Origin of the sequence: Paenibacillus amylolyticus, assembly GCF_050990605.1 — a bacterium.
GTDB classification, from domain to species: domain Bacteria; phylum Bacillota; class Bacilli; order Paenibacillales; family Paenibacillaceae; genus Paenibacillus; species Paenibacillus amylolyticus_H.
In genome coordinates this window covers 5,463,416-5,478,258 of sequence record NZ_CP158832.1, presented here as the reverse complement: position 1 = coordinate 5,478,258, position 14,843 = coordinate 5,463,416, and the positions used below count along the sequence as shown (strand labels likewise).

Genomic DNA, 14,843 nt, shown 5'->3' with positions numbered 1-14,843 from the left:
TGCGCTTCACCGTATAGGGCTGCGGTGTGGTATTCATGAAGCTATAGACAGGGACAAAAAAGTCCCGGATAAGACAGACATATGAAACAGGGAGGATTACCATTATGGCAAGTTCCAAAATGAAGATTGCACTGGCACCAGTGCTTGCAATGTCTTTACTCGCAGGTTGCGGTGGAGGAAGCGGCGGTGATACGTCGTTCAAGGATACAAGCGCAGAGACAACTCCACTTACTTTTGATTTCTTCAGCGTTGACCCCAGTCCGAACTGGAATGGCATGAAGGACGAAGTAGGTAAAGTCCTTACGGAAAAAACAGGGATAACCCTTAACGGTGAGTTTGCCGTTAGTGGTGGTCAAGATAAAATATCCTTAATGGCGGCGAGCGGAGACTATCCGGATATCGTCTCCCCCAAAGGAGAACTCAGCAAACTGGTGGATGCCGGAGCAATGCTCGATCTGACAGATCTGATCGACCAATATGCTCCCAATCTGAAGAAGCTGTATGGTAATTACATGGACCGGTTGAAATACAGTAATGAAGATCAGGCTATTTATGTGCTTCCAACGTATTATGCGGTAGACCAAAAGTACTTTGATGCAGGTGGAGGATTTGGTATTCAGCACCGTGTACTGAAAGAACTCGGATACCCGGAAGTGCGTACACTTGAGGATTACGAGAATGTATTGAAGGCATACAAAGAGAAACACCCAACAATTGATGGTCAGCCAACGATCCCTTTAACATTGGACGCGGATGATTGGAGAATCATGATTACCGTAACGAACCCTGCCTTTCAGGCAACAGGAGCTCCGGATGACGGTGAATACTACATCGATCCAGAGACGTATGAAGCAAGTCTGCATTACAAACGTCCAGAGGAAAAAGAGTATTTCCGCTGGTTGAACCATATGTACAATGAGGGACTCCTTGATCAGGACAGCTTCATTCAGAAAACAGACCAATACAAATCCAAAATTGCAAGTGGTCGTGTTCTTGGTGTCATTGACCAGGATTGGGGATATTCCGATGCAGAAAATGCATTGAAATCCGCTGGGAAGTCTGAAGCTACGTATTCACACTTCCCGGTAACTCTGTCCAAGGAAATCAAGGATCATGCCTACCAAGATCCTGGTTTTGTATCCGGTTGGGGTGTAGGGATTACAACATCGAATCCTGACCCGGTTCGTACGATCCAATTCTTCGATTACTTGGCTTCTGAAGAAGGGCAAGTGCTGATGAACTGGGGAATTGAGGGAAATCAGTACGAAGTGAAGGACGGCAAACGTGTCATTCCTGCCGACATTCTGGATCAGAAAACCAATAATGCAGCCGTATTCCAGAAAGAAACGGGTATTGGACTTTACACCAATCTGTCCGGTCACTATGGAGACGGTGTGAAGGATTCAACGGATAACTACTACACTACGAATTTCCCTGAACAGATCGTGGCAGCATATTCCGATGCAGAGAAAGAAACACTCAAAGCATACGGTGCTACTACATGGAAAGATCTGTTCCCGAGTGAAGACGAGTTCCCAATCAAACCATGGGGAGCAGCATACAATCTGCCAACACCAGGTGACTCCAACTACAACGTAATCTTCAAGAAAACCCAGGATATCATCCGGAAGCGTATCCCGGAAGCCATTCTGAGTACTCCTGAACAGTTCGATGCGATCTATGACGACATGATTGCAGAAGTGAACCGAGCAGGAGCAGAGGATATGGAGAAACAATATACAGAACTCGTTCAAAACCGTGTTCAATTGTGGAGCGGTGAAGAGGCTAAATAAACGATTAGCAATTCAGATTTAAAACGAGAAAGAATCCAGAATATCTGGGTTCTTTTTTTATCTAAAACGTTTTCTAAAAAACGTTTTCAATTTTATAAATTCACTATTGACAAGGGATATGGTAGCGATTATTATTCAATTATGAAAGCACTTACATTTGCTTGTACATCACGAGATATACACCTGAATCTCAAAGTTAACACTTGTAGGAATGAAGAGGAAAAGGGTTAGAAAAGAACATTTTTTTATTTTAAGAAAACGCTTCTAATGTTATATAAACAAGAAAATTACATTCGTTTCATCTGGTCACGGTATGCGCAGGTCAGCCTGTTATACAAATATACAGCTTCATTATATCCATAAGGGGGATTACACATGAAGGGCAAAACACCAAAAACATTCGCAATGCTTCTGTTAGCCAGTGCTCTTGCAATTACAGCAGGATGCAGTGGCAATGGAGGAGGATCTAACGCTTCAGAAAAGCCGGTTGATTCCGGAGACACAACGAGTCCAGTAACCTTTACATTCTTTGGTGCAGACGCGAGTCCAAACTGGAATAACATGAAGGATGCTGTCGGTCAAGAGATTACGAAGGCAACGGGAGTTACAATTGAAGCTGAGTATGATGTGAATAATGGTGGTGACCAAAAGATTCCCTTGATGGCTGCCAGTGGTGATTACCCTGATATTATCTATCCTAAAGGCAACTTGTCTAAGCTTGTGGATGCAGGCGCGATGCTGGACCTGACCGATCTGATTGAGGAGCATGCTCCCAACTTGAAAAAAATCTATGGTGATCAGATGAACCGTCTGAAATACAGTTTGGAAGATCAATCCATTTACACGATCCCGACGAATATGGGTGTAGATAACGTTGCGTTTGACGCTACGGGCGGATTCGAAATTCAACAAAGAGTATTGAAAGAGCTCGGCTACCCTGAAGTAAAAACGCTTGAGGACTATGAGAACGTACTGAGAACGTATTATGAGAAACATCCAACGATTGATGGTCAACCGACGATTCCGTTAACATTGAATGCAGATGACTGGAAAATTATGATTACGGTAACGAACCCGGCGTTCCAAGCTACGGGTGGACCGGATGATGGTGAGTATTATATCAATCCTGAAACCTATGAAGCTGTCCTGCACTACAAACGTCCTGAAGAAAAGGAATATTTCCGTTGGTTGAACAAAATGTATAATGAAGGATTGCTGGACAAAGATACATTTGTTCAAAAGGATGACCAATACAAGTCCAAAATCGCCAGTGGGCGTGTCCTCGGTCTGATCGACCAGGAGTGGAACTATGGTGAGGCGGAGAATGCTTTGAAATCGTCTAACGGTGGCGATAAAACATATGCCCACTTCTCCGTGTCCCTGAACAAGGATATTGTGGATCATACGTTCCAACCGACAGGATTTGACGGTTATGGTATCGGAATCACGACTTCGGCCAAAGATCCGGTACGTATCATCAAATTCATGGATTGGCTTGCATCTGATGAAGGTCAAGTTCTGAGAAACTGGGGTGTTGAAGGTCAGCACTACCAAGTAGAGAATGGCAAACGCATTATTCCAGCAGATGTACAAGATCGCAAAACCAATGATAACTCTGCCTTTACGAAAGAATCTGGCGTGGGTATGTACAATATATTCAGTGCGAGATACGGTGACGGCGTAAAAGATGCTACGGATAACTATTACACAACCAACTTCCCTGAGCAGATTCAGGCTGGATACACCGCGGCAGAGAAAGAGACATTGAAAGCTTATGGTATTACAACATGGAAAGATTTCTACCCTTCCGAAGATGAGCTGAAGCTGAAAGATTGGGGCGCAGCATACAACATGCCTGTACCTTCTGACACGGATTACAACGTAACATTCCAGAAAACACAGGATATCGTACGTAAACGGATTCCAGAGGCGATCCTTGCCAAACCTGAGAACTTCGACAGCGTATATGATGGTCTTCTGGCTGAACTCGATAAAGCGGGTGCAGTGGAGATGGAGAAACAATACACCACTTGGATTAAGGAACGTGTAGCACTTTGGACTGGAAAAGATGTGAAATAAGATTGAAAACCAAGCATGAAAATTGATGGTTTTCATAGCAAAAAAAGCCCTTGAGAAAGGGCTTTTTTTATTGTTGACGTATGGTGTCGAATAGCCTATAATCTATCATGTAAGCACTTTCAGTAAGCGTTTTATAGTATGTTTCGAAAACGTTTTATGTATGTTAGAAGAAGAAAGTTTAAAATGAGTGCTGCTGACTGTTAGACTCCGAAAATCTGATTTTACAGCACGTATCGAAAGCGTATTCAAAAAAAGTGGTATCCTCAGGCAAAAAGCCTGTTATACAGATAAAACCTTCATAAATAATAGGGGGAACTAGACAATGAGAGGCAAAATGAAAGGCAATACACCGAAGACGTTTGCAATGTTGATGCTCGCAAGTGCAATGTTGGTTACAGCTGGTTGTGGAAATTCGGGAACAAAAGAGACTACCGAGTCCAGTGGAACTGATCCAATAACAGTGACGTTCTTTGGTGCAGATCCAAGCCCAACTTGGAACAAGATGCAAGATGCCGTTGGTAAAGAGATTACCAAACAAACAGGCGTTACGATTGAAGCTGAGTACGATGTGAACAATGGTGGTGATCAGAAGGTTGCACTTATGGCAGCCAGCGGAGATTACCCTGATCTCATCTTCCCTAAAGGTAACTTGTCTAAGCTGGTGGATGCAGGTGCAATGCTCGATCTGACGGATCTGATTGAAGAGCATGCTCCTAACCTGAAAAAAATCTATGGTGACCAGATGAACCGTCTGAAATACACTATGGAAGATCAGGCAATATATACGATTCCGACCAACATGGGTGTAGATAATGTTGTATTTGATGCAGGTGGCGGATTCGAAATTCAACAGAGAGTACTGAAAGAACTCGGCTATCCTGAAGTGAAAACATTAGAGGATTATGAGAACGTACTCAGAGCCTATTATGAAAAACATCCAACCATTGATGGTCAACCAACCATTCCTTTGACATTGAATGCGGATGACTGGAAGATCATGATCACGGTAACGAACCCGGCCTTCCAGGCAACAGGTGCACCGGATGATGGTGAATACTATATTAACCCTGAAACGTATGAAGCTATGCTCCACTACAAACGTCCAGAGGAGAAAGAATATTTCCGTTGGTTAAACAAGATGTACAATGAAGGTCTTTTGGACAAAGATGCATTCGTACAAAAGGATGACCAATATAAGTCCAAAATTGCCAGTGGCCGTGTACTCGGTCTAATCGACCAAGAGTGGAATTATCAAGAAGCGGAGAATGCACTCAAATCGGCGGGCAAGGACGATGCCACATATGCTCACTTCTCCGTGTCCCTGAACAAGGATATTGTGGATCATACGTTCCAACCAACCGGATTTGACGGTTATGGCATCGGGATTACAACTTCGGCTAAAGATCCGGTGCGGATCATCAAATTCTTGGATTGGCTTGCTTCTGATGAAGGACAAGTTCTTAGAAACTGGGGAATCGAAGGCGAACACTATAACGTCGAAGACGGCAAACGTGTGATTCCTGCTGACATTCAGGATCGCAAAACAAATGACAACTCGAATTTCAGCAAGGAAACAGGTATCGGAATGTATAGTGCCTTTAGTGCGAGATATGGCGATGGTGTGAAAGATTCTACGGGTAACTACTACACAACGAACTTCCCTGAGCAGATTCAAGCAGGATACACTGCAGCTGAGAAAGAGACATTGAAAGCCTATGGTATTACCACATGGAAAGATTTCTATCCTTCCGAAGATGATCTGAAGCTGAAAGAATGGGGCGCTGCATACAACATGCCTGTACCTTCTGACACGGATTACAACGTAGCATTCCAGAAAACGCAGGATATCGTACGTAAACGTATTCCGGAAGCTGTTCTGACTACACCAGCGAACTTTGATGCAACCTATGATGCATTCCTCGCTGAGTTGGACAAGGCAGGTGCAGTGGAGATGGAGAAACAATATACCGTTTGGGTCAAAGACCGTGTCTCCCTTTGGACAGGAAAAGATGTAAAATAATATGGATTGTCTGCAATCCAAGGTATACAAGGAAAGGGCCCTGTGAAGGGCCTTTTTTTATGTGGTTGATGTGTGATGATTTGCATTGACGCAAATTTTGAAATCACATATAATTTTATTATTGTAAGCACTTACCGAAAACGTTTTACAACATAAGATATATACAGCTAATTCAGGAACAGGAGCTAATCATGTCCCAATATAATATCCAAACTAAAATCAATCGTCTATGGTATCGACAACCGGCACAATGCTGGGAAGAAGCGCTGCCCATCGGAAATGGCCGTTTTGGAGGCATGGTGTATGGCGGCGTCGCGGATGAACGAATACAACTCAATGAAGATACGTTATGGTCAGGGTTTCCGCGAGATACGATTCAATACAGCAGTCAGCGGCATTTGAAAATGACGCGTGAGTTGATCATGTCCGGACAGTATGGTGAAGCTGAAGATTTGTTAAACCGTGAAATGCTCGGTCGTGATGTAGAAGCCTACCAGCCGATGGGTCATTTTCTATTGCACCATGAGGGTCTGGATGATCTTTCATATGATGCCTTTGAACGGGAGCTTGATCTGGAATCGGGTATTGCAACCACAACCTACTCATTGGAAGGAACTCAATATGTACGTGAAGTGTATTCCAGTGCTTCGGATGATCTAATGGTCTGCACATTGACTGCTGATCAGAAGGGCGCTATGAGTGTAAGTGTTACGCTAGACAGCCCCCATCCTTATCGCGTTGAGACTTCGGGAGATGCTCTAACCATGTTCAGTCGGTGCCCAAGTCATGTGGAGTCTAATTACTTCAGGGATCACCCCGAATCCGTCCTCTATGAAGAGGATCGGGGGACGGCTTATGCTGTCCGTGTAGCGTTTACAGCATCTGGCGATCAGGTGAAGGTCTCCAATCTGGAAGGCAAGTTACATATTCAGGGTGCTGATCAGGTTGTGTTTTATCTGGCAGCCGCTACGTCCTTTGAAAGTTATGATGTTTTGCCTGTGAAGGATCATCTTGTATTGGAAGAGGAATGCAAGGATATGATCTCCAAAGCGATCACACATGGTGCGAAAATGCTTCGGGAACGACATGTTCAAGATCATAGCGCGTTGTTTAACAGAGTCGCTATTGATTTAGGGGTATCGGCTAACGCCGAATTACCTACGGATGAGCGGCTGCAAGCTTATCAGGCAGGGCAACAAGACGCTGGGCTTGAGGCACTTTATTTTCAATACGGAAGATATCTGTTAATGGCTAGTTCGCGTCCGGGCAGCCAGCCTGCCAATCTGCAGGGAATCTGGAACCATCAGGTAGAACCGCCATGGCATAGTGATTACACCATCAACATCAACACGGAGATGAATTACTGGCCGGCTGAAGTCTGCAATCTCAGTGAATGTCATGAGCCGCTGTTTGATATGCTGACCGATCTCAGTGATACAGGACGCAGAACGGCGCGCATTCTGTACGGAGCCCGTGGATGGACTGCCCATCATAATGTAGATATCTGGAGGACCTCTACGCCGACAGGTGGAGATGCTAGCTGGGCTTTCTGGCCGATGGGCGGAGTATGGCTTACTTCGCATCTATGGGAGCATTATCAATTTACCGGTGATCAGCGTTTTCTTGAGGAACGTGCCTACCCCATTATGAAAGAGGCTGCGCTGTTCTGTCTCGACTGGCTGGTGGAGGGGCCTGATGGTTATCTGGTTACGATTCCATCCACTTCACCAGAGAACAAATTTCTCACAGATGCTGGAGAGGCGAGGAGTATATCCATGGCTTCAACGATGGATATGACGTTAATTCGTGAACTGTTCAGCCGCTGTATTGAGGCCGCGAAGCAATTGAATCTAGATGAGTTATTGGCGAGTGAGTGGGGGGAGGCTCTGGACAAACTCCATCCATTCCGAATTGGAAGCGAAGGACAATTGCTGGAGTGGTTTAAGGATTTTGTCGAATCTGAACCAGGGCATCGTCACGTCTCCCATCTGTATGGACTGTATCCCGGGGAGCAGATCAATCGAGTGAACACACCGGAATTGGTAGAAGCGGCACGGGTATCGCTTGAACGTCGAATCTCACAAGGTGGCGGGCATACAGGATGGAGCTGTGCATGGTTGATCAATCTGTATGCACGACTACTGGATAGTAACCAGGCACATCAGTTTGTGCGCACGTTGCTGGCCAGGTCCACACATCCGAATCTGTTTGATGACCATCCACCATTCCAGATCGATGGTAACTTTGGGGGTACGGCTGGAATCGCCGAGATGTTATTACAGAGCCACTTGAACCAGTTACATTTGCTGCCGGCACTGCCTGAACTCTGGTCTCAAGGCCGTGTGGAAGGACTTCGTGCAAGAGGTGGTTATACGGTGGGCATGACGTGGACAGATAATAAGCTTCTTTCAGCGGTCATCAAGGCGGACCGAAATGACTCGCTAAATATTCGCAGTGCTTATCCCCTGCGAGTGGAAGGACATGAACAAGCGAAGGCAGAACTCACGCCTCAGGGCGATTATGTAATGAATTTAACCATGGCCGCAGGACAGACGATCCGCGTGTCACTATGAGACGGAGGAGTAAACCATGACGATTTTTAAATTTCCACAAGATTTTCGCTGGGGTACAGCAACAGCTTCCTATCAAATAGAAGGAGCCGCACAGGAAGGTGGACGCGGGGTATCTATCTGGGATACGTTTGCGCGCACCCCTGGCAAAGTATATAACGGTGACAATGGTGATGTCGCGTGTGACAGTTACCACCGGTACGAGGAAGACATTGAACTGATGAAGAAACTTGGGATTAATACATACCGGTTCTCCATTGCTTGGCCGCGTATTATTCCTGATGGGGATGGTGAGATCAATCGGGAAGGGCTCGATTTCTACCATCGCTTCGTGGATGCATTGATAGAGGCTGGTATCGAACCGTTCCTCACCCTGTATCACTGGGACCTTCCACAAACGCTGGAGGATGACGGAGGCTGGGGCAACCGCCGAACGGTCGATGCTTTTGTAAAATATGCCGAAGTGATCTTCAAAGAATTCTCAGGCAAAATCAACTTCTGGCTGACATTTAATGAACCATGGTGTATCGCGTTCCTGTCGAACCTTCTCGGGATTCATGCGCCAGGAAACAAAGACCTGCAAACGTCAATCAATGTTGCTCATGGATTGTTGGTTGCTCATGGTAAAGCGGTCCAATCCTTCCGTCGCTTGGGTATAACGGGACAGATTGGTATTGCTCCGAACGTCTGCTGGGCTGAGCCGTACAGCAAATCTCCTGAGGATCAGGCTGCGTGTGACCGATCGATCGCGCTTAATACCGACTGGTTCCTTGACCCGATCTACAAAGGTTCATATCCGCAATTTATGGTGGATTGGTTTGCAGAAGCGGGTGCTACTGTACCCATTCAAGAAGGTGACATGGAGATCATATCGCAACCGATCGATCTGCTCGGCATCAACTATTACACGATGGGAATTAATCGCTTCAATCCGGAAGCAGGTGTTCTTCAATCGGAAGAAGTGGATATGGGCCTCACCAAAACCGATATAGGCTGGCCTGTGGAATCACGCGGGTTGTATGAATTCATGCATTACTTGCAAAAGTACGGTAATGTGGATGTATATATCACGGAGAATGGTGCCTGCATCAATGATGACCTGGAGAACGGAAAAATTAATGATGATCGCCGGATTTCATATTATGAACAGCATTTGGCTCAAATTCACCGCATCATTAACGACGGCATTAACCTTAAAGGATACATGGCGTGGTCACTGATGGATAATTTTGAGTGGGCAGAAGGCTACCGCATGCGTTTTGGTCTTGTTCATATGGATTATCGTTCACTGGTGAGAACGCCGAAGGAGAGCTATTACTGGTATCAGAACGTCATCAAGAATAATTGGTTGGAGACACGGAACGAACATAATCCCCAATAGGCACAATGTCAGCTTCCGAAGGAATGAAAAGAATGAGAAAGACGGTAGCATTGGAGTATTCCAATGCGCCGTCTTTTTTTGTTGTTTCACAGATGAAAATGAGTAGTTCATAAAGGTTTCATAAGGTCAAGTGTGTTTACTGTTATGAAGAGACGGTTTTTGGGTTATAAGAAGTAAGGAAGAAATGGATAATGTTTTGTCAACGGTTAAATTTAAAATAAAGTGTCCAAATTGCGAAGAAAATTTGAACATTTGTTGACTAAAATTCATATTGATGTGGTATATTGGTATAAGGAAAGCACTTACAAAAAGGGAAAAGGAAGTGTTTACTATGGCATCGAAGACAGCAATGGTTAGCCAATTGGAGCGCAAAGACAAAAATATGCGGCGCGCCGTCTTGACGATGACAGTTCTGGCATGGGTCGCACTCATTACGGGGGTGGTCATGTGTCTGATCAATCTAAACGACTTTAATGATCGTAATCTTGGCTTGATGGTTGGTATTGGATTCCTTGTAGGTAGTGTGTTTATTTACGTTATTGCCAAAGCGATTGGCCTTGTTCATACACGCGGGGAAGACGAAGGCGCCGATTGATTATAATCCTGCGTTAATTCGTTCATAATAAGACTGGATAAGTACCCCCGGAATCCAGTGGATAAAGCCCTTTGCGGATTCGTTGACACTGTTCAACGGGACTGCAAAGGGTTTTATTTTGTGACTTGAAGTGTAAAGATTACAATGTGCAAATATCAACCATGCAAGCGATTTGTGAGAAAAAATTCACACATTTAAGGTGTAAAATCGACAAATTTGTTAACAAGAACAAAAAAGTTGTTCATTTCTGATATCTTTAGTAGGAAGAGAGTAGTATACTGATTTTTCAGTATGAGCGAATTTAAGGAGAGGGGATCAAAATGAACAAGAAACCTAGGTCGCTAACCCGGATCATCATTCCGGTTGTCCTGACGTTGGTTACAATTGCATTGATTGTCTGGCCAATGCTGGCAGGTGGACAGTACGTTGTTCTGGATCCGAAGGGACCAATTGGCGCTTCGCAGAGAGATTTGATTGTCATCTCGACAATTTTGTGTGCTGTCATCATTGTGCCAGTACTCATTTTGTCTGCCGTAATCGTATGGCGTTACCGCGACCAGCCGGATAACAAAGCTGCTTATGAGCCTAACTGGTCTCATAGTACGAAGGCTGAGGCAATCTGGTGGACGGTTCCAATTATTATTATTGGACTGCTTGCGATTGTTACGGTTCGTTACACGTATGATCTGGAGCCTTCAAAGCCGTTGGCTCACGAGAAAGCACCAATTACCATCCAAGTGTCTTCACTGGACTGGAAATGGTTGTTTATGTATCCTGAGCAAGGGATTGCAACGGTCAACACGCTGAATATCCCGGCAGACCGGCCCGTGAAATTTGAACTCACTGCGGATTCACCGATGAACTCATTCTGGATTCCGCAACTTGGAGGACAGATTTATACGATGTCGGGTATGGCGATGACCTTGTATCTGCAGGCAGATCATGAAGGTAAGTACTGGGGTTCAGGCGCTAATTTCACAGGTGAGCATTTTGGAGAAATGCGTTTTGATGTGAATGCTACATCGGACGAAGATTTTGACAATTGGGTAGCTGAAGTGAAACAGAGTTCTCAGGCGTTGACTACAGAAGGTTACAAAGCACTGGCTGAACCAGGAACAAGCAATGTTGCTTATTATTCTTCCTTCCCAGAAGGACTGTTCCAAAATATTGTGACCAAGTATGTTGTAGATGGTCAAAGTGCTCACAGCAAGCATGGAATTTCAAGTGAAGCTTCTGGAGCCATTCAAGATGCAACTGATACGTCCAATCAAGACGAGGACAAGAGTGCTAACTAAAGATTCGAAAGGAGGCCCCCAATGTTAGAGGGACTTAAAGAGTTTGCATCGGAGTTTTTCGTAACCGGTGATCCGCTCATTTATGGTGCGATGGTAGCTATCGGAATCACCATGATTACTATTGTAGCGGTGCTAACTTATTTCAAAAAATGGGGCTGGCTCTGGCGTAACTGGTTAACGACTGTCGATCACAAAAAGATCGGTATCATGTATATCATCGCTTCCATTATCATGTTGTTCCGTGGTGGTGTGGATGCGCTAATGATGCGCCTTCAGCTGGCTATGCCTAACAATGAATTTCTAAATCCTGAACACTATAATCAGGTCTTCACAACTCACGGTACGATCATGATCCTGTTCATGGCGATGCCATTTATGTTTGGTCTATTTAACGTTATCGTACCATTACAAATCGGAGCAAGAGACGTTGCGTTCCCGTTCCTGAATTCACTCAGCTTCTGGCTGTTCTTCTTGGGCGCAATGCTGTTTAACCTGTCCTTCGTTATCGGTGGTTCACCGGATGCAGGATGGCTGAGTTATCCGCCTCTATCGGAGCTGTCACACAGTCCGGGGGTTGGACAGAACTTCTATATATGGGGTATACAGATATCGGGTATCGGTTCCTTGGCTACCGGTATCAACTTCCTGGTTACCATCATTAAAATGCGTGCGCCAGGCATGAGATGGATGAAAATGCCGATGTTCACATGGTCGGTATTCTCCACTTGTATCATTATCTTGTTTGCTTTCCCGATCTTGACCGTGACACTTGCACTGTTATTCCTCGACAGGTTTGCCGGGGCGCATTTCTTCACACTTGATCTGGGCGGTAACCCAATGATGTATATCAACTTGATCTGGATGTGGGGTCACCCTGAGGTATACATTGTCGTCTTGCCGGCATTCGGTGTGTTCTCCGAGATTGTAAGTACCTTCTCTCGGAAAAAACTGTTTGGATACAAGTCGATGGTATTTGCAATGTTGATCATCAGCTTCCTGTCCTTCTTCACATGGGCGCATCACTTCTTCACGATGGGTTCCGGAGCGGACGTGAATGCATTCTTCGCCGTAACTACGATGTTGATTGCTATTCCAACAGGGGTTAAGATATTCAACTGGCTGTTTACCATGTATCGAGGAAGGATTCGCATGGCGACTCCGATGATGTGGACACTTGCCTTTATCCCGTGCTTTATTGTCGGGGGTATGACAGGCGTTCTGTTATCCGTTGCTCCTGCTGACTTCCAGTTCCACAACAGTTACTTCCTGATTGCCCACTTCCACCAAGTATTGATCGGTGGCGTTGTCTTCGGATACTTCGCTGGTCTGTATTACTGGTGGCCTAAAATGTTCGGTTTCCAACTCGAAGAGAAACTGGGCAAATGGGCATTCTGGACTTGGAATATTGGTTTCTATGTCTGCTTCATGCCGCAGTACGCTGTCGGTCTGATGGGTATGACACGTCGTCTGAGCACTTACGGCTGGGATACTGGCTGGTGGGAATTGAACTTCGTATCCACAATCGGGGCATTCCTGATGGGTGTCGGGTTCCTGTTCCAAGTTGCGCAAATCGCAGACGGTATTCGCAAATACAAATCACTCAAAGCTCCTGCCGATCCATGGGATGGCCGTACGCTGGAGTGGTCAATTCCATCACCAGCTCCTGAATACAACTTCGCCGTTACACCGCGCGGAGATGATATTGATGAGTGGTGGGAAGAGAAAGAACGTCGTGCCAAAGGCATCTATCCGCCAGAGCAAACGCTTGAGCCGATTCATATGCCGAAGAATTCCTCGATTCCGTTCATCATGTCTGTCTTCTGGTTCGTTGCTGGTTTCGGCTTCGTATTCGGTTGGCTGTGGATGGCGATTCTCGGACTTGCTGGCGTAGGCATCTGTATGATCGCCCGTTCATTCTCATACGATACGGATTATTATATTCCGGTCGACGAAATTAAGCGTACCGAAGCGTCGTTAAGGGGGTCGGTATAGATGGCTCAAGCAGCCGCTAAGCACGGTGAGAATCATGCGCATGGTCATGACCATGGCCACCATGATCCACAGGAAATGAAAATTCTCGGATTCTGGTTCTTCCTGATTTCCGACGTTATCCTGTTCTCCGTATTGTTCGCAACCTTCATTGTGTTGCGTGACAATACGGCGGGCGGACCGATTTTGTCCGAACTGATCAAAATGCCTGGCGTTATCGCCGAGACATTTATCTTGCTCACGAGTTCATTTACGAGCGGACTTGCCGTTCTGGCAATGAATCAGGGTAAAGTGAAACAATTGATTAACTGGCTGATTGTTACAGCTGTTCTGGGTGCAAGCTTTATCGCCCTGGAGGTTTACGAGTTTGTTGAGATGGTTCACGAAGGCTTTAGTTACACGACGAGTGCGGCTTCTGGCGCATTCTTCACCCTAGTGGGTACTCACGGACTTCACGTATCGCTTGGTTTGATTTGGATGATCGGACTCATGTTCCAACTGAAAAAACGTGGGATTACCGACGTTACTCGCGGTAAGATCAACGTTATCAGCTTGTACTGGCACTTCTTGGACGTCGTATGGATTTTCCTCCTGTCGATCGTCTATCTCATGGGGGTGATGTAGATGGCAGAGCACAACTCACATGATTCCCACGGCCATGAACAACATGGCTCACTGAAGTCTTATGTCATCGGCTTCATTCTGTCCGTCGTACTGACAATCATTCCACTTGTGGTGGTTTTGAACGACATGATGGGCAAAACAGGAACACTCGTTGTGATTCTTGGTACAGCAGCACTTCAGTTTGTGGTTCAACTCTTCTTCTTCATGCATATCCGTGAAACAGAGAAACCACGCTGGAATGTTATGGCTCTTATCTTCGGTTTGCTGATCATGATGACTATCGTGATTGGTTCGATCTGGATTATGCTTAACAATGCTGTTGCACATTAATTCATAGGATGAAAGAGCTTCACGACCTTGGAATTCAAGGTTGTGGGGCTCTTTTTTTTCTAAGCAAAAGTTATCGCATAATTTAATGAAAAAAAAGTTGGATTATATCATAATAAGTCGTTGATGAAATAAATTACCAGTGATACTATTGTTATACACTCTGTAAA

Annotated in this window: 10 protein-coding genes; all 10 read left to right on the top strand. The window is 45.3% G+C overall.

Annotation, left to right across the window (positions count from 1 at the left end; all coding sequences use genetic code 11):
• The first annotated feature begins 104 nt into the window (after positions 1 to 104).
• The 10 genes from ABTV53_RS24165 to cyoD all read left to right on the top strand — a co-directional run bounded on the left by ABTV53_RS24165 (position 105) and on the right by cyoD (position 14,676).
• A complete protein-coding gene (locus ABTV53_RS24165; RefSeq protein ID WP_433747322.1) occupies positions 105 to 1,793 on the top strand; it encodes an ABC transporter substrate-binding protein in 1,689 nt (562 codons plus the stop codon).
• Positions 1,794 to 2,168: 375 nt separating this feature from the next.
• Positions 2,169 to 3,872, top strand: a complete 1,704-nt coding sequence (locus tag ABTV53_RS24160; protein ID WP_433747319.1) for an ABC transporter substrate-binding protein — start codon at positions 2,169 to 2,171, stop codon at positions 3,870 to 3,872.
• Between the two features lie 322 nt (positions 3,873 to 4,194).
• Positions 4,195 to 5,892, top strand: a complete 1,698-nt coding sequence (locus ABTV53_RS24155) for an ABC transporter substrate-binding protein (RefSeq protein WP_433747317.1) — start codon at positions 4,195 to 4,197, stop codon at positions 5,890 to 5,892.
• A gap of 191 nt (positions 5,893 to 6,083) precedes the next feature.
• Positions 6,084 to 8,465 carry a glycoside hydrolase family 95 protein gene (locus ABTV53_RS24150; RefSeq protein ID WP_433747314.1) on the top strand — a complete coding sequence of 794 codons (2,382 nt, stop codon included), beginning with the start codon at positions 6,084 to 6,086 and terminating at the stop codon, positions 8,463 to 8,465.
• Between the two features lie 16 nt (positions 8,466 to 8,481).
• Positions 8,482 to 9,843, top strand: coding sequence for a GH1 family beta-glucosidase (locus ABTV53_RS24145; protein WP_433747311.1), 1,362 nt, complete (start codon positions 8,482 to 8,484; stop codon positions 9,841 to 9,843).
• A 331-nt stretch (positions 9,844 to 10,174) separates the two neighbouring features.
• The gene (locus tag ABTV53_RS24140) at positions 10,175 to 10,438 is read left to right on the top strand and encodes a hypothetical protein (protein WP_433747309.1); all 264 of its coding nucleotides are present in this window, start codon (positions 10,175 to 10,177) and stop codon (positions 10,436 to 10,438) included.
• A 320-nt stretch (positions 10,439 to 10,758) separates the two neighbouring features.
• Positions 10,759 to 11,733: a ubiquinol oxidase subunit II gene (cyoA, locus tag ABTV53_RS24135; RefSeq protein ID WP_433747306.1), complete on the top strand. Its 975-nt coding sequence runs from the start codon at positions 10,759 to 10,761 to the stop codon at positions 11,731 to 11,733.
• Between the two features lie 21 nt (positions 11,734 to 11,754).
• On the top strand, positions 11,755 to 13,725 hold the full coding sequence (locus ABTV53_RS24130) for a cbb3-type cytochrome c oxidase subunit I (RefSeq protein WP_433747303.1): 1,971 nt from the start codon (positions 11,755 to 11,757) through the stop codon (positions 13,723 to 13,725).
• A complete protein-coding gene (cyoC, locus tag ABTV53_RS24125; RefSeq protein WP_215077952.1) occupies positions 13,726 to 14,346 on the top strand; it encodes a cytochrome o ubiquinol oxidase subunit III in 621 nt (206 codons plus the stop codon).
• Positions 14,347 to 14,676 (top strand): cytochrome o ubiquinol oxidase subunit IV, encoded by a 330-nt coding sequence (gene cyoD, locus ABTV53_RS24120; RefSeq protein WP_215077953.1) that lies wholly within the window; start codon positions 14,347 to 14,349, stop codon positions 14,674 to 14,676. It abuts the gene before it with no gap.
• Positions 14,677 to 14,843: the final 167 nt, after the last annotated feature.